Genomic DNA, 24,762 nt, shown 5'->3' with positions numbered 1-24,762 from the left:
ATTAAGCGATTATCAAAACTCAGAGACCTGTAAAAATACCTTACCTAGTATGATAAACGTCTTATTAAGAACCGTATTCTACAGCGGCATCCCTCAATGTCTGCCAGTTTTTATTTTCTACCCATACAAAACCACAAGCTCCATTACTTCTCTTTGCCCACAAATCACCAATACGCTTTTTCTCTATACTGTCTCGATTACCAATCTCTACAGAGCGATCTTTTCCTTTGTATTCAATAGCTAAAATTACTCCACTGTTAAGTTTAACAACAAAGTCAGGATAAAATTTATCAGAGGCTGTCTGTAACCAAAAAGACGTAGATTTCTTTTCTACATTTCGTACCCACCATTCAACTCCTTGCATTTGATGCGCAATATACTCGGCACACTCAAACTCCTCTCCTTTATCTTTTAGATTACCGATAGGTTTAAAGAAATGCTTTTTTAAAGGAATGAAACCATTATAAACACTGTCATAGCCATATCGACCTTGTTCAAAAGTAATAGCGTGCTCATTTCTAACTTCGAATTTATCTTCATCAGCAAATAAATCGTCAAAAACACGCTGTTTCACTTCTACTAGTCCCGCAGCCATTTTCCGTTGTAATGCACCTCGTAAACGAAACTTACGGTAAGCTAACTCATCTAATGTGAAATTCTTTTCATTCATTAGGTAAGAAACGGCAGCATTCAACCAAGCAACTTTTACATCACGTTCTGAATACGGAAAATATAGATTTCTATCTAGCCAATATACGAGATCTGTTACTTGCCAGCCTTCCTCTTTACCAAAAATCGCTAGTTGGCTATCCATTTGATCATAAATATCACACTCTACTTTTTCTAATTGAGAAATACTTAATGAAGCGCGGCGCATAGTCTCTATGTCTGGAGAAAATTCACCATCTGTTAGCTTGTAATCAAAATCTGAAATCTCCCAGTCAGCATCTAATAATGGAGTTTCATCAAAAATATCAAAAAAACTAAATTGAGTATAACTAAGTAAAGGTATTTTAGCCGAGACTCCTTTTTCTGCAGGCGTTAATTCTTGCGTGGGTGGTGCTGCCTGAATTGCAAGTGCAGTATTAAGTTGTTCCTTTACCGATTTTGCGACTTCGGGTCGTCTAAAGGTTTCTGCTATCTGCTGAATTTGTTTGGAAGTCGCTCCCTCTTTTACGGTCAATGTAGATGTTTCTGGCGAAATTTCGATTTTCTCACGTAATGATTTTGGTAACGCTAAAACTAAGTCTTCATCAGGAAGAGACAAAAATCCATTATGCTCAGGTAAAGGAATAATCAAATCGGTAGGTTGCGAAAATAAATCTCCACTATGTTCTTCTCCACGAGCGACTATTAAGTCTTTCGCTTCTAAACGCTCAAAACCACTTTGAACTAACCCATCTTTTAAGTTCTGAACGGTAGTAGCAAGCTCATTCGAAACAACATAAGCATAACTGCGATTAAGAGCTTCTTCACTTTTACGTACAACATGAGGCATACGTAATATACGACCGAGTACTTGCTCTACAGCTGTAGCAGAAGTTGTGTTTCTAAAAGAAAATAAAACGTATGCATTCGGACAGTCCCAACCTTCACGCAGTTTATCGACAGTAATAATAAATTGTGGGTAATCAGGGTCGCCTAGCCTTTTACCTGTTAATTCATCAACAGCGCCCGTTGCGATAGCTATCGACTCTTCAGGAATATTAAAGTCGTCAATGAGATGCTTCTTTACTTTGTCTGGCGTAAAGGTTTCTTTCTCTTTAGCAATCCGTTCAGCCTGAATCAGCATAACTACTGGGTCTATGATTTCTCCCGTGAGTTGTTTCTCTTGTTCAGCATGTTTTTCTAGTCGGCGTAACCGTGCGATTGCTTCTGTCAATGAAACGCGCCATTCTGGATGAATAGCCAACTCTAATGGCAGCTTCAACATATCTTCTGACTGTAGAGTAGCGGCAGAAACGCTACGTAATACATTAGAGGGCTGATGAGATCTATCTGGTGTGGCGGTAAGCTCTAAAATGCAGCTAGGATTAAAGCGTTTAAGAGTATCAGATGCTAATTGAGTGCCTTGATTATGTGCTTCGTCCACAATAACGAAGGGTCTTCTCAAGCGAATAACGTCTACTAACGAATGCTCACCTTTTTGTTCGGTACTTGCACCTTCAAAGTGTGGCATAAGTGCACCGTTCTGACGATAAACTCGTAGCCCATCCGCTGTATCACGCTTAAAGCTCTGCATAGTAGCAACAATGATAGTATTGCCAGTATTCAGCGTAGCAGGCTGCATATACAGTGCTTCATTGATATCTAATACGTTAACTGCACCAAATAGGTCGCGCATATCTTGATGAAGTAGCTCTCCCTCAGTTTTGAGCGCATATAATGTTTGCTCACGTATAGGATCTGAAGGCACTAACCAAAGCACTAACGAGTGCTCTGTAGCTAAAAATGCATCATTGACACATTTTATAGACTGTCCTGCAATACGAGTTTTTCCGCCGCCAGTAGGTACTCGAAGGCAAACATAAGGGACATGATCCATCTCGGGTAATGGATAGTAGGGTTGGGCTAAGCCCGAAGTGGCCAATTTAGTAGATTCTGCAAAAGCGGTAGCGGGATCTTTTAATTCTCTACAGCGATACAGATAACTTGAGTATTCTTCAAGTAAAACTTCCTGGTAATTTTTTAGTGATTTATTATTTAGAACCATGTTTTAACCGCCAATTCATAGGGGAGTTGGTGAAAAGTAATATTAAGTCTAGCTAGTTTTGTTTTATCAAATCGTGTGCGAGCACCATAGACAATTTTTTGTCCTTTAAAGTCTGGCAAAGCCTCTTCTAGTAGCTCCAGAGTTCTACTATTAAGGACGTTGCCACCAGCGTCAGATTTATCTTTTAGGATGTCGTTATAAAGCAAAAATATTGCTCTATCTTTGTATTGTCCTAGATAGGGCGTACTGTTTTTCTTATCTATAGATTTCAAATCAGATTTATTTAAACCAGTTCCTGTTTCCATAAACCAAACAAATTCAGCTAATTGCTCAAAACTAACGTCCGAGCGTATTGCACCATCAGCGTTGAATAGCGGCTCTTCGGATAAACGACAATATTGAAAACCACCACCTAAGCCAGAAATAAGCTCTTTGTTACCTTTAGTGTAACCTTCAATAACTCTTTTCATTCTTGGTTGAGTTATTGTCTTAGCTATATTTTCTTTCATCTCAGTCAAAATAAAAGTTCTATTATGATTGTCTGCTTTATTGGCTTTTAGTACTGCATGAGCTGTAGTTCCAGAACCTGCAAATGAGTCTAGAATTATATCTGAGTTCGAAGTAGTAAAACTTATCAGTTCTTCTATCAGGTCAGTTGGTTTAGGAAAATCAAATGGTCTGACATTCTCTGGGAATATTTCTTTAAGTTGATTTGTTCCTTTTCTACCGTCAAGCTCAAAAAAACTAGATAGCTTTGCTCGATAATCCTTAGCATATACCTTTAGCTCTACTAGTTTATTTTCGTCATTCCCAAAAATAATACGGCCTTCTTTAATTAAAGAGTTCATAGTACTTTCTGGAAATCTATAACCCATTAAAGGTTGTTTACATGGATTGTTAGTTTCTGGATGTAATACGTCGTAACGATAGCCTTCTTTTCCAGGGTTGTGAACGCTCCTCATTCCAGTATAAATACCTTCAGAATCAATGAATTTATAGTCTTGAAATGGCCACATCTCAAACTTATGTTCCTTTAGCCATTTAGAATATACTTTTTGTAGCTCCTCTGAGTCAGTGTATTTTGAGATTAACTCTTCACTTAATTCTAGAAGCCGTTCTTTAGCTGATAAGTTTGGAGATTTCCATTCTTTCGGCAGATATGTAATTTTTTTTGCGTAGCACAGTATGTATTCGTGTTCTATTGCAATTTTCGTAGGATTATTATCGGTTGCATTTTTCCAAATAATCGTTCCAACACGATTAGTAACTCCAAAAATTTCATCAAGAAGTATCCTTAAGTTACCATATTCGTTTTCGTCGATACTGACAAAAATTACACCGTCTTCCTTTAGAAAGCTTTTAAGAAGAGCAAGTCTTGGCTGCATCATGCAAAGCCATTTATCATGCCTAGATAAATCATCTGATTCGGCTCCAACAACCTTACCAAGCCAAGCTTTAATCTCAGGGCTGTTCACGTTGTCATTATAAACCCAACCGGAACGCTTACCAGATTCATCTCTATCATCCATACCTGTATTATAGGGCGGATCGATATAGATACATTTTACTTTTCCAGCATAGCGCGGCAATAATGCTTTTAGAGCATCCAAATTATCACCTTGTACGATTAGGTTGCCGCTATCAGCATCCCCGCAAGATAACTCTTCTACGGGTTCTAACAAGCGAAAGGGTACTGCTTTATGGTGCTTTTCTACGGCTTCTTTACCAATCCAGTTGAGTGTTGGCATTTATATCCCTTTATTCATCTAAGTTTGTTTCTATTTGATGTGGTTAGTATATGTCTCAGAACATTCTAATACTATCTTTGAGTGATGTCAGGAGTACTTTGCAGTTTTTTAATAATCGTAAATGACCGCAAATTTAATTTCATAAAACAAAAAAAGCAGCACCCAAAAGAGCACTGCCATTATCTAAAATCCAATTATAGAATCAAAAGTCTACCCCTTCACATTCACCACATAACGCCCAACCACTTTGCTCGACATAAAGCGATCTAAGTATTCTGGTGTTTGCTCTAGCGTAATCTCTTCACCATAGCTTTCAAGATTGGGCAGTTTCATATCGGTGGCGACACGTTTCCAAATGGCTTCTTTATCAGCCAGCGGAATATAGACCGAGTCGATACCCAATAGCGACACCGCACGGGTGATAAAAGGTATCACCGACATCGAAAAATCCGCGCCACTTGCTAGGCCACAACTGGTCACTGCACCGCCAGATTTGGTTTGCTTGAGCAGGTTGGGTAAGTAGTCGCCGCCGATGGTATCAATGGCGTTTGCCCATAGCTCACGGCCGACAGGTTTGTTACCGATTTCATTGATGGTATCGCGATGACGTACTTCGCTCGCACCCAATGCTTTTAGATGCTCGCTTTGCTCTGGCTTACCTGAGAATGCAATCACCTCATAGCCGAGCTGCTTTAAGATAGCGATACTGATCGTACCGACGCCGCCCGTTGCACCAGTCACGGCAACTGGGCCATCACTTGGTTTTGCGCCCATTTTCTCTAATTTTTGGACACTTAGCGCTGCGGTTAAGCCGCCCGTGCCATAGGTCATCGCTTCTTTTAGGGTTAGCGTTTCTGGACAAGCCAGCGCCCAGTCTGCGGGGATTGAGATCATTTGACCCAGACCGCCATCTGTATCCATACCGAGATCATAGCCGAATACCAATACTTCTTGCCCTACGGTAAACGTGCCTGACTTATCGCTAATCACGATGCCAGCTGCATCGATACCAGGGGTATGCGGATACTGTTTGGTGATTCTTTTATTACCCGATGCCGACATCGCATCTTTAAAGTTTAACGATGAATAATGCACCTCGATGAGTAAGTCATTCTCTGGTAAGTCACTAACTTTGCGTTCTTGAATGCTTTTTTTGAATTCACCATCGCTGGTTTCTTCAACGACTAATGCTTTGAATGTTGTATCGTTTGACATGGTTATATCCTTATTAAATCTTATTATTTACGCTGATTGGCTTAGCGATACTATTACAGCAGAATGGTTAAAAAGCCCACCGTATCTTATCGCTAATACACATGGGCTTTCTTATATTTGCTAATACCGCTGGTTTTTGCCCTTATTACGAAATTAGGAGGCGAGTGTAGGAATTAAGGTTTTAAAAGCACTTTGCCTTTTTTACCTGATTGTACTTTTCCAGACACTGCGGTTGCGATATCGTCCAGACTATAGACGGCTTCGATCGGTAGCTTTAAATCGCCATTCGATGCGCGTTCTAGCAACTCAGTGATCAGGCGTTGTTTGTTGTCTAGATCCATTTCTTGACTGGTTTTGCTGCCCCAGAATCCTTTTACCGTGGCTTGCTTAAAGATCAAGCTACCAGCGTCTAATGCCATTGGCTTGCCTGACATGATACCAAATGAGACTAGCGTTCCTTTGCTACCCAGTAGCGATAGCAGCTCATTGCTCGACTCACCACCGACTGAGTCAACGGCTGCTGTGATTTTATCATCGCCGATGATGGCGCGGACTTGGTCTTTCCAGTCGTCATCAGCGGTGACGACATTGTTTTTGATACCGAGTGAGGTCAGCTCTTCTATCGCGTCTTTACTACGTACGAGGTTAATCGTATTTACGCCGCGTGCTGCTGCGAGCATGGCAAGGGTTTTACCCACTGCGCCGTTTGCCGCATTGTGGATGATCCATTGACCGCTATCTACTTCTAAGAATTCTAATAGCATTAAGGCAGACAGCGGCATCGCAATCAGCTGGGCAGCCAACTCGTCTTCGATGCTATCAGGCATGTTAAATACCATGCTGGCAGGGGCGACAAAATACTCCGCCCACGTCTCATGCACACTGGCACACGCCACACGCTGACCAACACTAAAGTCTGTCACGTCAGCGCCTACCGCATCGATAATGCCTAGCGCTTCACTACCACCGATGGCTGGCATCTCAGGCTTATAGCCATATTGTCCACTCACTGTCAGCATGTCATGGTTGTGGATAGGGGAGAGAATGGTTTTGATACGGACTTCGTTGGCAGCAGGCTGCGGCATAGGACTGTCGCCCACGCTCAATACGTCAGAAGGTTTGCCAAAGCTGTTATGAATAGCACTACGCATGATGATTTCCTTTATATATTTATGATTTAATTTATGTATAAGTGTATGAATAACCGACTATAAATATCATGTCATTGAGATCACTCATCGATGTATTTTTTCTTCTAGTAGAAACGATACCATGATAATGATGCTTAGAGGTTATCGACTAACAAAGATACTATACTTAAAAATAGACTGGTCGTCTAGGAGTTGGATACATTTGCGCTAACGGGATTTTGTTATAGAAAGCTTGGCTTACATCGGTAATATTCTCTAGCGTTAGATAGCCAATCTCATATATATGGGATACGGCATCAGACCAGTTCAGTCTATTCTCTGTGGAACCTTGACTGGCTTGCCCTATATCTAAACTATCTTAGAATTACGATAGCTATCGATACTATTTAATAAAACTCAATATGACTGAGCACATGCTCTTGCACTAGATAGGCACAAATATAAGCACTTGGCCACGCAAACATAAAGGCCAGTCCCCACGAATGCATCAACTCCATAAAAAAGCCGTCGATAAAGCCTTGTTTTACCACCAATAAGGCCGTCGAGATAATCAATGACATCATCATTGCCATGATACCTGTGAAGATAAGGCGGTAGTATTTGCGCCGTGTGCGTATTCTGATGATAGGAAAATTTGCCATAATTTTAGAGTGTCCTGAGTGGTGCTAATGACACTTCACTGATGAGGTAAGTGTCAATTTTATATAATAAATGGTGGTAGGGGCCGTTAAAATTTGCCATTGAGTACTATCATATCGCGTGCTGACCAATGAATAAAATGGTTATTATAAATGGCGAGGTTTGTTATGGTTACACTATAGCCATTCTTACAACAGGATAGTTTTTACAGCAGAACAGTATAAAGAAATAGCGCACTGAATCTGATTAATTTTGCTACGATAAAGTCGATCACAATAAACACGTAGGACAATGAAATGGTAGCTCAAAAGCAGCGCACATTAGGTATCATTGGCGGTATGAGTTGGGAGAGTACTCAGGTCTATTATCGCTTAATCAATGACGGCATCAAAGTTGAGTTGGGTAACTTACACTCAGCAGATTTGCTGATTCATAGTGTCGACTTTGCACCGATTGGCGCGTTGCAAGCACAAGGAGCGTGGACTGAGCTTGGCGCAATGATGGCAAATAGTGGCGATCGATTACAAGCGGCTGGCGCACAAGGGTTATTAATTGCGACCAATACTATGCATAAAGTAGTCAGCGACGTTGAAGCCGCGACTGGACTACCGATTATTCATATTGCGGATGCTACGGCTGAGGCGATTAAGCAGCGAGGTCTGACCAAAATTGCGCTACTCGGTACACAGTTCACCATGATCCAAGACTTTTATAAGCAGCGCCTTATCGATGCAGGGTTACAAGTCTTGATTCCTGAGACTGACGCTCGCGCAGAGGTGCACCGTATTATCTATGATGAGCTGTGCCAAGGACAGATACTCGATAGCTCACATCAGTATTATCGCCAAGTCATTACAGATTTAGCCAATGTGGGGGCAGAGGGCGTGATATTGGGCTGTACCGAGATAGGCTTACTTATCGGTCAGGCCGATAGCCCGATTCCAGTATTTGATACCACGGCTATTCATGCTGCCGCAGCGGTTAATTTTCTGTTAGGTAAAAATGATTAGGTAAGGGTTAATGGAAAGCAGTTAGTGTATACATTTTATTGGTTGGTGGCGAGTTATAGTAGATTGACTCTAAGCAGCACTAGCCGCATCTTGCACACCAGTCTTTTACTGTTTCTTAATAGGAAAGTTTCAATGATATTAAAACGCCTAAGCCTCGCGACTGTACTCAGCTTGTCAGTCGTCGGTTGCACCACCGCACCCAATACGCTAGCCGTAAATACAACTCAAAAAATCATCCAACACGAACGTGCTAAATCAGATCTTACCAGCAAAGTATTCACACTCGCTTCAGGTGAACAGCTCACTTATACTGAAAATAATACGATCAATGCTGAACCTCTATTATTGATTCATGGTTTTGGCGGTAATAAAGACAATTTCACTCGTATCGCTGACAAGCTGGCTGACTATCATCTTGTTATTCCAGACTTATTAGGGTTTGGCGATTCGAGTAAACCTGATACTGCGGATTATCGCGCTGATGCTCAAGCGCAACGTCTGCATGAATTAATGCAAGCAAAGGGCTTGGCTTCCAATATCCATATCGGCGGTAATTCAATGGGCGGTGCCATCAGTGTGGCTTACGCAGCAAAGTATCCAGAAGATGTTAAAAGTCTATGGCTCATCGATAGTGCAGGGTTTTGGTCAGCGGGCATTCCTAAATCATTGGAAAATGCCACGCTTGAGAACAATCCGCTATTGGTCAATAAGACGGAAGATATCTACGATATGTATGACTTTGTCATGTACAAGCCGCCTTATTTACCCAAATCGATAAAAGCAGTGTTTGCGCAAGAGCGTATTGCTAATAAAGCGCTTGAGTCCAAAATACTAGAGCAGATCGTCACAGACAATGTCGAAGAGCGTGCCAAAGTCATTGCGAACTATAACATTCCGACATTAGTCGTTTGGGGTGAAAAAGACCAAGTCATCAAGCCTGAAACGACTGCGTTGATTAAAGAAATCATCCCACAGTCAACAGTTATTATGATGCCAGAAGTCGGTCACGTACCGATGATAGAAGCGGTAAAAGAGACAGCAGCAGATTATAAGAAATTTCGTGCAACAATAAAAGATGAGTAAATTTATAACGCTTTTACCAATCGCTCAAGCAGTTCAAGCGTGCTCTCTTGTTTGACCAAGGCTACCCCTTGTCCCGCCCACAAAGAGAGGTGTTCTGCATCAGAGTTCTTACTAGCATGAGCTCGCATAAATTTGGTCATGGCATTTAATTGCGGGTAGGGCGGTAGCTTATCAGCGCTTTCAAATTGGGCAAAGTCACTTAGATAACTATTCAATAAACCACGAGCAAGCTTACCTGAGAATAATCGAGTTAGTCGCGTTTCTGAGCTGCGCTTATCTTGACTGGCATCGAGTAATGCTTGTTTATAAATGTCATTGATACCGCACTTGTCTGTGGTCAGAAATGCCGTCCCTATTTGTGCCAACTCGGCACCAGCTGTCTGAACCGCTTTGATGGCTTGGCCATTCATGATGCCACCTGCTGCGATCAACGGAATATCGGTACAGGCGCGTGTTTGGCCAATCAGCGTCAACAGCCCCAATGGATCGCTTTCACTTTGCGGTAGCCAACCACCGCGATGTCCGCCCGCTTCGACTCCTTGTACACATACCGCATCTGCACCAATATCTGCCCATGCTTTTGCTTCTAATGGATGATTGGCGGTGCCGATGACGCGCGTGCCGAGACCTTGGAGATGCTGAACTTGCTCGGCACTGATAATACCAAAGGTAAAACTGGCGACAGGAACGGGATTGTCATAGAGCACTTGCAGCTGGTCTAAAAAGCTTAGCGCTGGGCGTTCAGGTAGTGCATATTCGATATTATTGTCTTGATAGTACTCACTCAGCCAAGCGGGTATTGCGGTATCAAAGGTCGTAGAGTCCTGCTCAGAGAGCACCATTAGATTGATCATAAAAGGTCGGTCGGTGAGCGATTTGATGGTATCAATTTGGCTGGTCAAAATATTTGGCGCAGTCATGCCAGATCCTAATGAGCCTAGTCCGCCAAAGTTACTCACTGTCGCTGCTAGTTCGGGTGTGGTTGCACCTGCCATTGGCGCTTGAACGATAGGGTAGGTTAAGTTTAGGGTATCAAGTAAGGTCATGACGGACTGCCTTTTTAGTAGGTTGTTTGCATGACTTACTTTAACAGAGCTGAGTACAGAGTATGTGAGATAGTGTTTATTTAGTTAGGAAATAGGGTGGGTGGGTTTTGGCTACGAAGTTGTAGCTAAGTTAGTTGACTATGGTTTTGTAGTTAAGGGGATAGTGTCAATCTGACTCGTCTTAACTGTATAATATATTTATTGAAGAATGTTTAGGTTAGAAAGATGAGTCGGCTACAAAACTATAGTTTTCATGGTATTTATGATCTAATTAATCTTGTTGAAGAACACATAAACTTAGAAACGGAGTTTTGGAACTATAATGAAGATTATTTTATAAAGCATTCAGCTAAATTTAGTAAAGATACTCTGTTGCATCAGTATATTGTTATTACAGCATTTAATTTTTATAGACGTGATTTTAGGAAGAACGAAGATTGTTATGATGATGAGTACCTATCAATTTGGTATGAGAAATTTGATATTTACAGTATTAATATTCAAAAAATAGTGGAAGATGATGATAGAGAGGATCCATGTGCATATGAATGGTTCTTAGAAAATGAGGATAAATTTTATGAGTTATTCTTTGAAATGTCTGAAGAGGCTTTCTATGTTTTATTTAATAATAGAAAGTTTCTTCTGAAATTCAATAAGATAGTTTCTACTCATATATATGAAAAGAATGTAATTTATCCTAGTGAATATATGACTAAAAAAGGAACAATCAAAAGGTGTCATATACCGGTATGGGTGAAAAAGGCTGTTTTTTATAGAGATAAGGGTAGGTGTGTATTTTGTAATACAGATCTAACAAACTTGATTAATCACTATAAGAAAAGCAATTTTGATCATATTGTTCCTCTAGATATGTATGGAGTTAATGATCCTTGTAATATTCAATTAACTTGTGAAACTTGTAATAAGTCCAAAAGCAATATAGAAGTTACCACTTCAGATAAATACTTTTCATGGTGGTAATGGTATTTTGAAGAGAGATACATGTAATAGAGAAAGGTTTACTGAGTAGATTGCCCTCACAAACTTAAAAAAACAGGAAATCTTAGCTAGAGTTTTCCTGTTTTACATTAAATCTTAGAGATTCTTTCAAGAGTTGATTTGCATAAAATCCTACTCCTTAATTTAACTGCAACGATCCCTTCGCATTCATCAGTAGCTCAACCACATCATCACCGCTAATCACTGTAAAGCGTTTATCGATGGCTGATTCTTCGACACCATTGTGCTTCATGCAGGCGCTACACACCAATACTTGACCGCCTTTTTCGATAAAGGCTTCTAGTAACTCGCCAGCAGGTTCAAACGGTGCACCAATATCCACTTTTGCCAAAGCATTGGGCAATGCCAAATGCACTGCATCTACCATCAATATTACTGAGGCAGAGTGCCCTTTTTTGAGTGCCACACCTGCCATAGTAAAAGCCAAGGTGATTTTGCTTGGACTTGATTCGCTATTGTCGAATAAAGTACCGACGTAATCCGTATTATTAATCATATTATTTTCCTTATGAGACTATTCTAATGAGATAGTATTTAGTTGAGTGTCAAACTCACTACCATCCTAACATTTAATATATTTATTTATATAATGTATTGTTATGCAATAGTAGCCATAAGGTGGCTTGTTTGTGACGTGCTTTCAATAAACGCTTAGATAAGAGTTGTTTTGAGTTAAGTTTTCTTGCCACTACTCCGTTGGTGGCCATGGGCGGTCGGCATCACTCTCTATCCATTCGGCGACGTAGCCAGTTGGCGGCAGATCCCAATCAGACTGTCCCAATGCAGCCAGTACTTGAGCCGTATCGATCACTCTGCCGCCCTTGGTCACACCCGTACGCAGTAGCGCAGATGAGCAGGGCTGGCCCTTGACCCACATTGATTGCTCGATATAGAGCCAACGCGCATCGATACCGACGATTTTGGTCTTTAGCGTGACTTTTTGAAAGGCGCGAATACGCTTACGGTATTGGATGGTACTGCCAGCGATGACCAAACCCCAACGCTGTTTTAATAGCTGATTACCAAGCCCAGTCCGTACCGCAAAATCCATACGCCCTAAATCATACAGCGTGAATACGCGACCGTTATTCATCTCCAAAAAGTTATCGATATCAGATAAGCGGCAGCGAAATTGAATCTCACTGGTGTCCTTGAATGTCAATGTATCGCCTCGTTTTGCTTTGAGGGCGGCATGAGCGATGGTGCTGGCGTAGCGGATAAATGGGTACATAGAACACTCTCAAAAGTTTATAAACGTTGGCGTTATTATTTTGTCATCTATGGCAATGATTATTGATTGTCAGAGACCGCATCTTGATAAGGTTCTTTAATAGAAGCCACGCCAATATAATTAAAATAAGCACTGACAGTCTCAGGTATCCAGTTGATATCGAACTTTGAGGTTTTTGCTTTTTTACCATTGGTTCCAGATGGCTTAACGTTAGATTTATCATCAGTAGATTGACCGTTTACTGAAGAACTGTCTGCGCTATTTTCTGAATGATTGTCTGAGCGATAACGCAAATAGCCAATATGACCACCGTGCGGGGTATCTAAAATGGTGACACTATCAGAGACATCATTTGGCGTCGCGGTAAAGCCAATAAAAGGATCGTCCTTTGCACTAATTAATAGCAGAGGCTTAGTTACGTTGATCAAATAAGGTAGGGCAGAAGAAGATTGATAATAGTGATTGTTGGAGCGGTAGCCATGACGCGGGGCGGTGAAGATATCATCGAAATCGCTGATACGATTGACGGCTTTGATAGCATCAATTTCTTCTTTGGTAATATCGTTCGCCAACGCTTTTTTGATAATTGGATTGAGCAAATAAGGCGTATAGATACGATGACTCAAAAAGCTGTGCATGGTAATGGCCGCTGACGACATATCGACGGGAGCAGAGATGACAGTAGCGCCTTTGCAGATGGCTTCGTCACCATACTCGCCCATGTACTTCGCTAGTGCATTACCACCGAGTGACACGCCAGCCGCATAGATATTGGCATATTGCTCACGCAAGTTTTGTAGCGCGTGATGCACCTCGGCAGTATCACCCGCATTATAAAAAACTCGACCATTAGCTGGAATACCGCCACAACTACGAAAGTGCACCACCACAAAATGCCAGCCTTGCGCATGTATTTGATATGCCAGCGCGCGAGCATAATGGCTGTCGCTGCTGCCTTCCATACCATGAAATAGCACAATCAATGGCGTTTGCTCAAGCTCACCATCTTTTGATACCTCTACAGGATGCGCATCATAAAAGTCGTAAGCAATATCGGTTTCACTTAAGGAATCTTGCATCACCACGCGGCGATAGGTTGGTGCTTTGGGTGCAAAGAACTTGGGCAAGATGCTTTGTAGATGAGGATTGGTCAGCCAAAATGGCGGTTTAAAAGGGGCTGGAGAGAATGGCTTGTTTGATTTTGAAACAGACATAAATGGCTCTTATTTAATTATTGTTAAAAAGCAATGGCTTATCATACCGATGGCAATGGCCAAAACCAATGCTTTTCAGTGAACGCATGGATACTCAATGTTAGCTATTCAATATCAGCTACTCAATAGCAGTCATTTAAAACAGCTACTTAAAACAACCACTGCAAAGTAGATGCTAAAAAACAGTCCTTCAAAACTAAATACTGAAAAGCAATCAATTAGCATCATGCATTATTCAGGGCTTATTCAACACACGTCCATCCATCGCAAGGCGTTCTTTTAAACTGTCAATATTGGCCTCAGCTAGCGTCACGGTCAGTGTCACTTGCTTACTATAAGCGACGTCATCGATGCTGCCGTTCAGACTATCGACGACGTAACGGCATTGGGCTTCAGTCGCAAACTCTGCCAATATCTGTACTTGTGCCATTGGGACATAAGGGCTTAATGTCATCTGGTCGACGGCTGCTTGCGCCGAACCGGCATACGCACGCGTTAGACCACCTGCGCCTAACTTAATACCGCCAAAATAACGCACCACGATGATAATGACGTTGCCGATAGACTTGTGCTGTAAGACATTTAATATCGGGCGTCCTGCCGTGCCATTTGGCTCACCATCATCATCAAAGCCAGCACTGGTGGTGTTATTTGGATCACCAATGATATAAGCCCAGCAGTGATGACGGGCATCGGGGTATTGAGTACGTAGTTGTTCCACGTGAAACATTGCGTCCTCGCGTGACGTTACGGGATAAGCATAAGCAATAAACTCAGATTTCTTGATTTCTAAGCGAGCAGTGACAGTACGTTTTAGCGTTTGATAGCTCATATTTCATCAGGTCTAGGTTGGATATGGTAAACTGGTCTTACTTTCACTGTCGTCCGTATTTGGCGCAGTGTTTATTTAATTTTTATTATAGTACCACTTCTTACCCGTGAAGATAGCGATGCAAGCTCAATGTGAGTGCCCGCGTTGCTGCTATAGTCGGTTCAAGATAACTTAGAGACAAGAACGGCAAGTGAAAGGACTACAAACAGTAGACGACACTAGCCTGACATCCTCTCTAATTTAGATAGAATTGAATATGTTGAGGTAGAGTAGGTATCATAAAACGGATGGTAGTAAATAGTATGCGTCTAGATAAATTTATTAGTAAAGCCACTGAGCTGTCACGTAAAGAATCCAAAAAAATCATGCATGCCGGTGAGATTATGGTGAACGAGCAGGTCGTCAAAGATCCTGGTTTGCATGTCGATATCGTCAATGACGAAGTGATGTGGGGCGGTGAACCACTTTCGGTCGCGGCTGGCAATCGTTATATCTTGCTTCATAAACCTGAAGGGTTTGAATGTACGCTAAAGGCCAAAGAATACCCAATCGTCACCGAGCTGATTGCCGTGCCAGAGCTTGGTAGCTTACGCATTGCTGGTCGCCTCGATGTCGATACCACCGGCGCATTGCTTATCAGTGATGATGGCGGCTGGCTACATCGTGTAACCAGTCCTAAGCACGAGCATGCAAAAACATATGAGCTTACCTTAGCTGATGCGATGGATAGCGATGCTCAGGCCAATGCAGTCAAAGAAGTAGCGGAAGGTATCTTGCTAGAAGGTGATCACGAAGAAACCAAGCCTGCAGTTCTCGAATTCATCGACGAAACACATGCTCGCCTGACGTTAGAGCAAGGCAAATACCATCAAGTTAAACGTATGATGGGTTATTTTGGTAATCGAGTAACTGAGCTACATCGTGCCAGCATTGGTCATATCAATCTAGAAGGGTTAGAGAAAGGCGACAGTCGTTTCTTAACACCAGAAGAAGTTGCTAAGTTTTAAGTCGTTACTTTCTTTCGATTTGAGATGGTTTCGATTTGAGATGATTTCGCTTTAAAATAACTCGTAAGAATATTTATTTCTAGAAAGAGCAGCCACTAAACAGTGTGCTGCTTTTTTTCGTTCATTTTCAGGGCAGTATGTGTTGCCTATCTCTTAAAGCTAGGTAGCAATTTTGCAAAATTGAGCCTTTAATACTTTGAAATCATTGTCCTTGTGCTAAAGTCTTCTCACTTCTTTAATCTCTATATTTACATAATATGGTACTCGTTATGCCACGTGGCCACCATGAACAATGTCGTTCTTAAAAACTATCGTTATTAAATACTGTCATTATTACAAATCAGATAGGACTGTCTCTGTGAAATTATCCGTATTAAAATCTGCTGGTCTAATCAGTACCATACTGTTGGCAACGACTGCATGTGCTGAGCCTAGTGCCAATGATGCTACCAGTAAGAATGTCAGTCAAAGTGCTCAAGGCACTCAAATTACTGACACAGTAAGTAAATCTGTTGACAGTCGCTTGCGCCAATTGCTGGATCAGGCAGGTATCAAAACGCAAATCACCTCTATTGTGCCTTCCAACTTACCCAATATGTATCAAGTCAATTTGGCTGGGCAGTTGCCTTTGCATATCACTGAAGATGGTAGATATGTCATCCAAGGTGAGCTACAAAAGAATCCAAGCAAGCGGGTAGTTACCAAAACACCAGCACGTAGCACAAGTGCGCAGGTAGGCAAACCTGTCAGTGCTAGCGTCAAATCTGACATGCTAGCAAATATGGCAGCGCTAAAAAACATGAGTGCTAAAACACCATTTTTCTATACTGCCGTACCTGGTGTGATTTGGGGGGCGACGTTAGAAGGCGTGCCTTTCTTATTATCAGATGATGCGCAGTACATCACAGATGGCGAGATCTCTGTCATCGAAAACGGTCAGTTTATTGGGCTTGATGAAGAGTTTGAATCGCTGAAAAACCAGTCTGTGTTTGCGACGTTGGATAAGAGCCAACTGATTACTTACACAGCGACCAGCAAAGAGCGTGCTGTCATCTATGTGGCTGATGATGTGAATTGTCCGTACTGCCGTCGATTGCATCAACAGATACCCATGCTCAATACAAAAGGTGTCACCGTCAACGTTATCGGCTATCCAATATATGAGGCCTCACCTGCACAAATGCGTGGTATCTGGTGTCAAGCTGATGAAAGCAGTCGTCGCAAAGCTTTTGATAAAGCAATGCTAGCGGGTCAGATGACGCCTGCACCAGGGAGCTGTAGCACTGATCATATAACGCCGAACCGTGAAAAAGCGGCTGGTCTGGCTGTGATGGCGACGCCTGCTATTTACCGTGAGGATGGCGTACTCTATCAAGCTAGCTTTGAAAGCCCTGAATTCTTAGAGTTTTTGGGCGTAGAGTAAACCACGCCACCAGCGATGCTACTAAAATATTCTTATCTATAGTCGGTTCAATATAATTTGGATACAAGGAAGGCGAGTGAAAGTACGACAAATAGTAGACTAAGCGATACCAATACCGTATCCAGTTTATAGAGAATTGACTATAGGTGCTGCGCGAGTCGTTCGATATGCTCAACGCCAATCCCGCAGCAACCGCCAATGATATTGGCACCCGAGGCTTGCCAGAGCTCAGCCCACGTTAGGTAATGCTCAGGTGTGTTGTCCTCACGCATATCGCGCAATTGTGCATTGGCTTGTTTATGGACTTGTTTTGAGACAAACGCATTGGCATAGACGCCCAGTTGCATAGGGTGCGATGCTTTATCAATCAGCTCTTTCGCAGTTTGCAATGCTGCATTCATGACTTCAGGCTGACTACAGTTAAACAGTACGGCATCGACATTCAATGCCATCATCGCCTGTACGGCCTCGGCTACTGATTCACCAGAGCGCAACATCGGTTTGCTCACAGCGCGACTAGGCTCAGCACTGCTATCAAGGTCATCGGTAGCAATATCTAACTGACTGTCATCTAGCGTAAATGCGATCCAAATAGGTTTAGATATGGATTCTTTTCTAGATGTAGCTTCTTTTTTAGATGTGATTACCTTGTTAGATATACTTTCCTTTTGAGTCGCTGTAAATTCCGTTATTAGCTGATGCCACGTTTGTGCTTCAACGATACTGCTTTGCGTCTCTACCAGCCACATATCCACATAATCTATCTGTGCAGACAACAAAGGACGCGCAATCGTAGGAGCTTGCGTGGAGTCAAATAAATCAGGATGGTAAGAGCCAAACAGTGGCGGCAAACATCCAGCGATTTGTACGGCTGCTGAGTGGTTAGGCTTTTTGCTTGCTTGCTGCCTGTCCACTTGCTTTTCGCTTTCTTGTACGGCTTCGAATGCGAGCTGCGCTGCAGTTCTGATGAGCTGCTCACCCTCACTAAAAAAGCTGTCTCCCAAATGATAAGGAGTGACTGCATAGCTGTTGACCGTGATAACAGTGGCACCCGCTTTTATGTAGTCTAAATGGACATCACGAACACTATCTGGCGCTAGGCTCAATGACAGTGCTGACCATTCAGGTTGGCGAAAAGGAGCGCCGCGTCGTTCAAGCTCACGTCCCATACCGCCATCTAGTATCGTGATTGGTGGTAGAGAGTTAGGCGCTGGCGTGGTAAGCGAGTCATTAGGCTGAGTCGCTGTTACTGTATCTGTCATTGGAGAGGTTGTTTGAGTGTGCATCGTACGCTCACTTATAAATTGGTTTGATGTAGGGCGTATCATCAATCAGCATATTAATACATTTAGTGGCCTTAAAATGGCTATATTTTGCTAAACATCGTCAGTAATTTTGTCAATATGTTCATATTAACGGCAATTCCTTCCTTGTTTATCTACAATTTTTCTCATTTTAAGCCTCACAATCTAATTGATGACACGCCCTCGTTGATTCAAAAAACAGCCAAGGCAACCGAGTGCAAGAGTACAGGTGAAACTCATAGCGAGGTTCGCGCTGTGACTGTTTTATAACGGATTATGATAGGTGTATTTCTTATAGATAATTAGCGATAGCGCAAAAGTCGCAACCATAGCGTCTTGTGTTATGGCAACACGATATCGACGATTTTCCAGTCAATCAGACCCTCACGTTGCATCTCTATGGTGAGTGGGTAGCCTTTCACTTGCCCGCTAATAGTGAAGCAATTGATGCCGCAATAGCTCAGCTTAGGTTTGTCGCTATCAGAGCCTTGCGCCACTTGTTTCTCAAGTTCAGCGGCTTGTTTTGTCATGATTTCCTGCATTTGGCTTTTGACCACCGCATCGACATCACCGCGTTGGATAATGAGGTTTTGAATCAAATTTTTCAGATTGACCTGATTGCTCGCGATAGCCCATGCCGCCGCTAACTCTTTGGTTGCTGTATTGGCCTGACCCTGAGTGTTAATAACTTTTTCGATATTCTGCGGAGTGATGGCACCATCAACGGCTTTTGCAATAAAACTATTGGCAGCTTCGGTCAAAGGCTCGCCGCCCAGCTGAGAAACTAACGGATATTCAGTCATCGTCGCCGTAAACTGACTGGTCAATTGGTTTTGGACACTAGGCCGTACTTGGTCATAGTCAATGGCCGCTGCAATAGTGGCACCGTCTTTGTTATCGTAGGCATTTTTGAGCTGATATGCACTGTAATAAGGCGAGCCTGCATAGACGGCGACTACGATGATGATTAATAAAACAATCAGCTTCTTCATAAAAAACGATACCTTGTCGCAAACTTAGGGTCTGTTGAACATTCAAATGTGGTGCTGGCAGTCACTATTTTTTAGACAATAGGCAGTGAAATTTTTGATGCCTAGTCATTCTAGGTGAAACAATTTCGCCATATATTGGCAAAAAATAGTACTGCCCTCCACTCGAGCACAGCTCTTGCCTTGCGAACGGGCAAAGCAGTGCTTTGCTCGATCCGTTCTCAAGGCTGATGCTAAAATCCCCCCAAACGTTGTTGCAAACCTAGCTAAGGTCTCGACATTATCGTCGGCTTGCGCCTAGTTTGATGCAATTTTAGCAATCAGCAGCCCTAATATTTGAATGTTCAACAGACCCTAATAATTTTAAGATAAATGGCTATAAACTTGGCGATAAATACTAGCACGGCTTAATTGTATTAAGGTATGAAAACCTTTGTTCGTTCCTTAATAAAACCTTTTTGTAGTGACGAAATACTCTTAAACGATACTTTCCATCGCTGAGAGCTTGATAAATCATTATGCCATCTCCATAAATAGCGCAAACTTTTAATAATTGATTTGGCTAAGCAGCATCCCGCCGTATTCGCTTGTAAGATTCTTAACATTATCATCTCTTTTTCTTTACTGTTCATTGTGTTTCATGTGAAACCTTTAAGTGAGAAAACGAGTAGCAATAATATAATGATTGATAAAGGTTAATGAATCGACCGGCCGGTGGACTGTAAAGACGATAGGAGAGCCCATGAGTAAGCGCGATTTTTATGAAATATTAGGTGTCAGTAAGACCGCTGATAGCAAGGAAATTAAGCGAGCTTACCGCAAGCTGGCCATGAAATACCATCCAGACCGTAACTCTGATGACCCTGATGCTGAAGATAAGTTCAAAGAAGCATCAATGGCTTATGAAGTACTGAGCAGCGAAGAAAAACGCTCAGCCTATGATCGCATGGGTCATTCAGCGTTTGAAAACGGCATGGGCGGCGGTGGCTTTGGCGGTGGTGGCGGTAATTTCCAAGATATCTTCGGCGATATCTTCGGCAACTTCGGCGATATCTTCGGTCAGCAGCGTGGTGGCGGCGGTGGCGGACGTTCACGTCGTGGTTCTGATTTGCGTTATGTCATTGAGCTTACGTTAGAAGAAGCGGTACGTGGCTGCAAAAAAGAAATCAGCTTTACAGCACCTGCACCTTGCGACACTTGTGATGGTAAAGGCGCAAAAAACGCCTCTGACGTTGTGACTTGTCAGACGTGTCATGGCCAAGGCCAAGTCCGTATGCAGCAGGGTTTCTTTGCTGTTCAGCAAGCCTGCCCACATTGTGGCGGTACTGGTAAGCAAATCAAAAATCCATGCTCTGACTGTCATGGTAATGGTGTCAAAGACAAATCACGTACGCTCGAAGTGTCTATTCCAGCGGGTGTCGATGATGGTGATCGCGTTCGTCTCGCAGGTGAAGGTGAAGCGGGCGGTGCTGGTGTCCAAAATGGCGACCTATACGTCGAAGTACGTGTTAAACAGCACAACGTCTTCACGCGTCAAGGCGCTGATCTCTATATGGATGTGCCAGTGAGTATCACTGATGCGGCATTGGGTAAAGAAGTTGAAATCCCAACGTTAGATGGTAAAGTAAAAATCAAGGTTGCTGAAGGCACGCAAAGTGGTAAGTTGCTACGTGTACGTGGTAAAGGCGTGACACCAGTTCGTACGACCATGAAAGGCGATTTGATTTGTCGTGTTGTCATCGAGACGCCAGTCAATCTAACGCGTGAGCAAAAAGACTTGTTACGTGAATTCCAAGATACATTAGATGGTGATAGTAAGCATCAACAGTCACCACATAAAAAGTCATTCTTCAAAAAGATTGGCGAGCTATTTGACTGATAGCTTTGCTTAACTGAAAAACGTCATTGTTTTGAGCCCAATAGTTTCACGTGAAACTGTTGGGCTTTTTGCTGAGTGTATAAAAAGCCACTCAAGTGGGGATATTTGCTAAACTTACGATAAATAGTATTTTAAAACGCCTTTACTAAAAACAAAGCATTTAGGACAAAGATATGAGTCAACAAGTAAAAGAACAAGCCATCAAAGTCGGTGTCATTGGAGCGGGTGGTCGTATGGGCCGTATGCTTATCGAAGCGGTAAAAGACAATACACAAACGACATTGAGCGCAGCGATTGAACGTCAAGGATCGAGCCTAGTAGGTGCTGATGCGGGTGAAGTTGCTGCTATCGGGCGCTTAGATGTGCAGATTGTCGATGATCTAAAAGCAGTCGTAGATGACATCGATGTACTAATTGATTTTAGCTTACCTGATGCGACTGAAAAAAATATGCAAATTTGTGCTGAGCATAATGTTGCGATGGTCATCGGTACGACAGGATTCAATGAGCAGCAAGAGCAAGTATTGGCAAAAGCGAGTGAGCAAATTGCGATTGTTTATGCAGGTAACTATTCGACGGGCGTGAATCTGTCATTGAAGCTACTAGGGATGGCAGCAAAAGCCTTTGGCAATGATGCAGATGTAGAAGTCATCGAAGCACATCATAAGCACAAAATCGATGCGCCATCAGGTACCGCTTATATGATGGCAGAAGCTGTGGCAGAAGCTCGTGGACAGAACCTAAAAGACGTCGCTGTTTATGGCCGAGAAGGACAAACGGGCGAACGCGAAGCAGGTACGATTGGTATCCATGCGATTCGTGGTGGTGAAATCATCGGCGATCATACCGTGATGTTCATCGCTGACGGTGAAGTAGTCGAGATTACGCATCGTGCCCGCGCGCGCATGACTTTTGCCGCTGGTGCAGTACGTGCTGCGACTTGGATTATTCAGCAAGAAGTAGGGCAGTATAATATGCAAGATGTATTGGGCTTAAATGACTAAGGCGTGTCTTCAACTGCTCTAAATCTTAATAAATGATAAGTCGCTGCTAGGAGCCAAAAATGAATACGTTTAGACGGAGCTTGATAACGGTGCTTAGCAGTGCTATTACTGCTAGTAAAAATATTGGCTACGTAGGTCAAACAGTCTTGGCAATCAGTCTGGTGGCTCTGCCTGTCGTTGTTCAAGCTTCGACTTATGACACCTATGTTATTCATACCTATGGTGGTGAAATATTACTACCTGCGGTGCGTCAGCAGTTAAACAGCAGCCGTGACGGCGGTACAGCCACAACTTATCAAGACAAATTAGTACTGAACACTACAGCGGCTAATTATCAGGCAGTGCAACAGCTATTGACTCAGATTGATGGTCAGCCGCAAGCCTTGACCGTCTCAGTACGCGTCGGCCATGATAGCAGCACGCAGAGTAGTATCCAGCAAGGGCAGGTTATTATTACTAATCGTGGTATTCAAGGGTCAGGTATCATTAATCAAAGTAACAGTCAGCAGCAGGGCAGTAATTCATACCAAATAAAAACCTTATCTGGCAGTGCAGCGAGCATTAGTACTGGCACGCTCTACTCTCTAACTCAGGCTTATAGTAGCAATCGCTATGCAAATAACTATAATCTAAAGCCACAGATTATTATTCAGCAGCAAGTACTGCTACCAACGACACAGGGAATTGCAGTAACACCAAGACTGCTACCTACTGGCCAAGTCGAAGTACAGCTGTCTCAAGTAGAAGAAAAACTGGTGCGATCCAATTCGCCTTATAATCGAAGCGGTTCTGTTAATAATGCTATTCAAGGTCAAAGTCTGAACAGTACGATTATCGTGCCTCGTGGACAATGGGTGACTATCGGAGAAATTTCTCAAAACAGTCAAAACCAAAGTACAAGCTATGGCGGTAATCAGGCAACCAGTAGTAATAATAGTGTGCCTATTTCACTCTTGGTACAGTAGCCAGTTATTAATGACACTGCTAAACAAACACAAAAAAGCGCAGCACTGTAATGAACAGTACCGCGCTTTTTTATGGATGACTATTTATACATATAAAGCTAATCAATATAAATAACTTCTAATGGTGGGAAACCATTGAATTCAACTGATGAGTAAGAATTGGTATAAGCACCGGTGGTTAGCCAATAGATTTTATCGCCAATCTCTAGCTCTTCTGGTAATTGATAACCCGCTTCTTCATACATGATATCAGTTGAGTCACACGTTGGACCGGCCAATACCACAGTACCTTCGCTGGTTGATGTTTCCATCTTAGGCGTATAGATAGGGTATTTGATGGCTTCCCCTAAGGTTTCGATTAAGCCTTGGAATAGACCCACGTCCGTATAGACCCAACGTGTTAAATCGGTATGAGATTTACGAGAAATCAAAACGATGTCGCTGACTAGAACGCCTGAACCGCCAACCAATGAACGGCCTGGCTCAAGAATAATCTCAGGCATGTCCTCTTCGTTATAGTCATCTGTTAGATAACGCGTAATCTCTTCCGCGTAAACTTTGATAGGGTTTACTTCGCTGATATAGTTGGCTGGGAAACCACCGCCCAAATTAATCATTTGTAGCTTGATGTCTTCTTCGTTTTTCATCCAGTCAAACATATATTTGACCTTGGCTAATGCATCATCCCAAGCGGCAACGTCTTTTTGCTGACTGCCAACATGGAACGAGATACCGTAAGGTACCAAGCCTAAATCTCGGGCTTGAATCAATAGCTCAATCGCCATATTAGGGTGACAGCCAAACTTACGTGATAGCGGCCACTCAGCAGTCTCTGAACCTTGAACCAAAATACGAACGAATATTTTAGAGCCAGGCGCATGTTTCGCGATATTTTTTAAATCGGCTTCTGAGTCAGTCGCATATAGATCAACGCCTTTTTCAAAAGCATATTTGACATGATCCGCTTTTTTAATCGTGTTGCCATAAGAGATACGTGATGGCTCAACACCACAATCGAGCACACGATCAAGCTCATAAATTGACGCACAGTCAAAGTTTGAACCCAGCTCAGCCAGTAGATTGATGACCTGAACAGCAGGACTGGCCTTCATGGCATAATGGATTTTAGCATTAGGAAAAAACCCAACCATCTCATGATACTTGGTCTTAATACGGCTAAGGTCCACCATCAAAAACGGTGTCTCACAACCTTCAGCAGCTTTGGTGAATTTCTGCCAGTTGGCAGGGTCAAAATATTGGTCAATTTTGATCATGGTCATGGTAGGGAA

The 24,762-nt window shown here is 42.6% G+C and carries 21 protein-coding genes; 8 read left to right on the top strand and 13 right to left on the bottom strand.

From position 1 onward, the window contains the following. Nucleotides 1-64 precede the first annotated feature (64 nt). The 5 genes from IPZ60_RS02400 to IPZ60_RS02380 all read right to left on the bottom strand — a co-directional run bounded on the left by IPZ60_RS02400 (nt 65) and on the right by IPZ60_RS02380 (nt 7,468). On the bottom strand, nt 65-2,713 hold the full coding sequence (locus IPZ60_RS02400) for a DEAD/DEAH box helicase (protein ID WP_194196258.1): 2,649 nt from the start codon (nt 2,711-2,713) through the stop codon (nt 65-67). Then, nucleotides 2,704-4,461, bottom strand: coding sequence for a site-specific DNA-methyltransferase (locus IPZ60_RS02395; protein WP_194196257.1), 1,758 nt, complete (start codon nt 4,459-4,461; stop codon nt 2,704-2,706). Before IPZ60_RS02395 ends, IPZ60_RS02400 begins: the two co-directional genes overlap by 10 nt. Nucleotides 4,462-4,671: 210 nt before the next feature. Continuing rightward, nucleotides 4,672-5,676, bottom strand: coding sequence for a YhdH/YhfP family quinone oxidoreductase (locus tag IPZ60_RS02390; protein WP_194196256.1), 1,005 nt, complete (start codon nt 5,674-5,676; stop codon nt 4,672-4,674). 173 nt (nt 5,677-5,849) lie between these two features. Then, entirely contained in the window at nt 5,850-6,827 is a 978-nt protein-coding gene (locus IPZ60_RS02385) for a zinc-binding dehydrogenase (protein WP_194196255.1), read from the bottom strand. Between the two features lie 386 nt (nt 6,828-7,213). Then, entirely contained in the window at nt 7,214-7,468 is a 255-nt protein-coding gene (locus IPZ60_RS02380) for a DUF2798 domain-containing protein (protein ID WP_194196254.1), read from the bottom strand. Nucleotides 7,469-7,762: 294 nt separating this feature from the next. Here IPZ60_RS02380 and IPZ60_RS02375 point away from each other — a divergent pair, with 294 nt between their 5' ends. Continuing rightward, nucleotides 7,763-8,476 (top strand): aspartate/glutamate racemase family protein, encoded by a 714-nt coding sequence (locus IPZ60_RS02375; RefSeq protein WP_194196253.1) that lies wholly within the window; start codon nt 7,763-7,765, stop codon nt 8,474-8,476. 132 nt (nt 8,477-8,608) lie between these two features. Next, nucleotides 8,609-9,559, top strand: a complete 951-nt coding sequence (locus tag IPZ60_RS02370; protein WP_194196252.1) for an alpha/beta fold hydrolase — start codon at nt 8,609-8,611, stop codon at nt 9,557-9,559. Nucleotides 9,560-9,561: 2 nt separating this feature from the next. Here the strand turns inward: IPZ60_RS02370 and IPZ60_RS02365 are convergent, their stop codons facing one another. After that, entirely contained in the window at nt 9,562-10,605 is a 1,044-nt protein-coding gene (locus IPZ60_RS02365; protein WP_194196251.1) for a nitronate monooxygenase family protein, read from the bottom strand. Nucleotides 10,606-10,830: 225 nt separating this feature from the next. Here IPZ60_RS02365 and IPZ60_RS02360 point away from each other — a divergent pair, with 225 nt between their 5' ends. Beyond that, nucleotides 10,831-11,586, top strand: coding sequence for an HNH endonuclease (locus IPZ60_RS02360; protein WP_194196250.1), 756 nt, complete (start codon nt 10,831-10,833; stop codon nt 11,584-11,586). Between the two features lie 157 nt (nt 11,587-11,743). Here IPZ60_RS02360 and IPZ60_RS02355 read toward each other — a convergent pair whose 3' ends face one another. The 4 genes from IPZ60_RS02355 to IPZ60_RS02340 form a co-directional block, all read right to left on the bottom strand. After that, nucleotides 11,744-12,121: a DsrE family protein gene (locus IPZ60_RS02355; protein ID WP_194196249.1), complete on the bottom strand. Its 378-nt coding sequence runs from the start codon at nt 12,119-12,121 to the stop codon at nt 11,744-11,746. A 192-nt stretch (nt 12,122-12,313) separates the two neighbouring features. Further along, complete coding sequence (locus IPZ60_RS02350) at nt 12,314-12,856, bottom strand: acyl-CoA thioesterase (protein WP_194196248.1); 543 nt, start codon at nt 12,854-12,856, stop codon at nt 12,314-12,316. Between the two features lie 59 nt (nt 12,857-12,915). Beyond that, entirely contained in the window at nt 12,916-14,070 is a 1,155-nt protein-coding gene (locus IPZ60_RS02345; protein WP_194196247.1) for a YheT family hydrolase, read from the bottom strand. A gap of 235 nt (nt 14,071-14,305) precedes the next feature. After that, nucleotides 14,306-14,902 (bottom strand): YigZ family protein, encoded by a 597-nt coding sequence (locus IPZ60_RS02340; RefSeq protein ID WP_194196246.1) that lies wholly within the window; start codon nt 14,900-14,902, stop codon nt 14,306-14,308. A gap of 302 nt (nt 14,903-15,204) precedes the next feature. Here IPZ60_RS02340 and IPZ60_RS02335 point away from each other — a divergent pair, with 302 nt between their 5' ends. Both IPZ60_RS02335 and IPZ60_RS02330 read left to right on the top strand, forming a co-directional pair. Beyond that, complete coding sequence (locus IPZ60_RS02335; RefSeq protein WP_194196245.1) at nt 15,205-15,909, top strand: pseudouridine synthase; 705 nt, start codon at nt 15,205-15,207, stop codon at nt 15,907-15,909. 358 nt (nt 15,910-16,267) lie between these two features. Then, on the top strand, nt 16,268-17,332 hold the full coding sequence (locus IPZ60_RS02330) for a thioredoxin fold domain-containing protein (RefSeq protein WP_194196244.1): 1,065 nt from the start codon (nt 16,268-16,270) through the stop codon (nt 17,330-17,332). Between the two features lie 140 nt (nt 17,333-17,472). On the opposite strand, the gene IPZ60_RS02325 is transcribed toward IPZ60_RS02330, so the two are convergent. Further along, nucleotides 17,473-18,618: a homocysteine S-methyltransferase family protein gene (locus tag IPZ60_RS02325; protein WP_265087423.1), complete on the bottom strand. Its 1,146-nt coding sequence runs from the start codon at nt 18,616-18,618 to the stop codon at nt 17,473-17,475. 359 nt (nt 18,619-18,977) lie between these two features. Next, the gene (locus tag IPZ60_RS02320; protein ID WP_194196243.1) at nt 18,978-19,628 is read right to left on the bottom strand and encodes a DUF2939 domain-containing protein; all 651 of its coding nucleotides are present in this window, start codon (nt 19,626-19,628) and stop codon (nt 18,978-18,980) included. 739 nt (nt 19,629-20,367) lie between these two features. Here IPZ60_RS02320 and dnaJ point away from each other — a divergent pair. From dnaJ to IPZ60_RS02305, 3 genes are all read left to right on the top strand, one after another. Further along, the gene (gene dnaJ, locus IPZ60_RS02315) at nt 20,368-21,504 is read left to right on the top strand and encodes a molecular chaperone DnaJ (protein WP_194196242.1); all 1,137 of its coding nucleotides are present in this window, start codon (nt 20,368-20,370) and stop codon (nt 21,502-21,504) included. Between the two features lie 173 nt (nt 21,505-21,677). Next, nucleotides 21,678-22,508: a 4-hydroxy-tetrahydrodipicolinate reductase gene (gene dapB / locus IPZ60_RS02310; RefSeq protein ID WP_194196241.1), complete on the top strand. Its 831-nt coding sequence runs from the start codon at nt 21,678-21,680 to the stop codon at nt 22,506-22,508. Nucleotides 22,509-22,567: 59 nt separating this feature from the next. Continuing rightward, the gene (locus IPZ60_RS02305) at nt 22,568-23,473 is read left to right on the top strand and encodes a hypothetical protein (protein ID WP_194196240.1); all 906 of its coding nucleotides are present in this window, start codon (nt 22,568-22,570) and stop codon (nt 23,471-23,473) included. Between the two features lie 98 nt (nt 23,474-23,571). Here the strand turns inward: IPZ60_RS02305 and IPZ60_RS02300 are convergent, their stop codons facing one another. Further along, nucleotides 23,572-24,747 carry a type III PLP-dependent enzyme gene (locus IPZ60_RS02300; RefSeq protein WP_194196359.1) on the bottom strand — a complete coding sequence of 392 codons (1,176 nt, stop codon included), beginning with the start codon at nt 24,745-24,747 and terminating at the stop codon, nt 23,572-23,574. Nucleotides 24,748-24,762: the final 15 nt, after the last annotated feature.

The sequence above is a fragment of the Psychrobacter sp. NG25 genome (genome assembly GCF_015234355.1).
GTDB lineage: Bacteria > Pseudomonadota > Gammaproteobacteria > Pseudomonadales > Moraxellaceae > Psychrobacter.
This window is presented reverse-complemented; position numbering and strand designations above follow the sequence as displayed.

Coding starts and splice junctions, on each gene's coding strand:
- IPZ60_RS02335 (WP_194196245.1), top strand. CDS start 15,205: ATGCGTCTAGATAAATTTATTAGTAAAGCCACTGAGCTGTCACGTAAA.
- IPZ60_RS02390 (WP_194196256.1), bottom strand. CDS start 5,676: ATGTCAAACGATACAACATTCAAAGCATTAGTCGTTGAAGAAACCAGC.
- dapB (WP_194196241.1), top strand. CDS start 21,678: ATGAGTCAACAAGTAAAAGAACAAGCCATCAAAGTCGGTGTCATTGGA.
- IPZ60_RS02340 (WP_194196246.1), bottom strand. CDS start 14,902: ATGAGCTATCAAACGCTAAAACGTACTGTCACTGCTCGCTTAGAAATC.
- IPZ60_RS02355 (WP_194196249.1), bottom strand. CDS start 12,121: ATGATTAATAATACGGATTACGTCGGTACTTTATTCGACAATAGCGAA.
- IPZ60_RS02305 (WP_194196240.1), top strand. CDS start 22,568: ATGAATACGTTTAGACGGAGCTTGATAACGGTGCTTAGCAGTGCTATT.
- IPZ60_RS02370 (WP_194196252.1), top strand. CDS start 8,609: ATGATATTAAAACGCCTAAGCCTCGCGACTGTACTCAGCTTGTCAGTC.
- IPZ60_RS02395 (WP_194196257.1), bottom strand. CDS start 4,461: ATGCCAACACTCAACTGGATTGGTAAAGAAGCCGTAGAAAAGCACCAT.
- IPZ60_RS02375 (WP_194196253.1), top strand. CDS start 7,763: ATGGTAGCTCAAAAGCAGCGCACATTAGGTATCATTGGCGGTATGAGT.
- IPZ60_RS02300 (WP_194196359.1), bottom strand. CDS start 24,747: ATGATCAAAATTGACCAATATTTTGACCCTGCCAACTGGCAGAAATTC.
- IPZ60_RS02345 (WP_194196247.1), bottom strand. CDS start 14,070: ATGTCTGTTTCAAAATCAAACAAGCCATTCTCTCCAGCCCCTTTTAAA.
- IPZ60_RS02380 (WP_194196254.1), bottom strand. CDS start 7,468: ATGGCAAATTTTCCTATCATCAGAATACGCACACGGCGCAAATACTAC.
- IPZ60_RS02400 (WP_194196258.1), bottom strand. CDS start 2,713: ATGGTTCTAAATAATAAATCACTAAAAAATTACCAGGAAGTTTTACTT.
- IPZ60_RS02385 (WP_194196255.1), bottom strand. CDS start 6,827: ATGCGTAGTGCTATTCATAACAGCTTTGGCAAACCTTCTGACGTATTG.
- IPZ60_RS02325 (WP_265087423.1), bottom strand. CDS start 18,618: ATGCACACTCAAACAACCTCTCCAATGACAGATACAGTAACAGCGACT.
- IPZ60_RS02365 (WP_194196251.1), bottom strand. CDS start 10,605: ATGACCTTACTTGATACCCTAAACTTAACCTACCCTATCGTTCAAGCG.
- IPZ60_RS02360 (WP_194196250.1), top strand. CDS start 10,831: ATGAGTCGGCTACAAAACTATAGTTTTCATGGTATTTATGATCTAATT.
- IPZ60_RS02350 (WP_194196248.1), bottom strand. CDS start 12,856: ATGTACCCATTTATCCGCTACGCCAGCACCATCGCTCATGCCGCCCTC.
- IPZ60_RS02320 (WP_194196243.1), bottom strand. CDS start 19,628: ATGAAGAAGCTGATTGTTTTATTAATCATCATCGTAGTCGCCGTCTAT.
- dnaJ (WP_194196242.1), top strand. CDS start 20,368: ATGAGTAAGCGCGATTTTTATGAAATATTAGGTGTCAGTAAGACCGCT.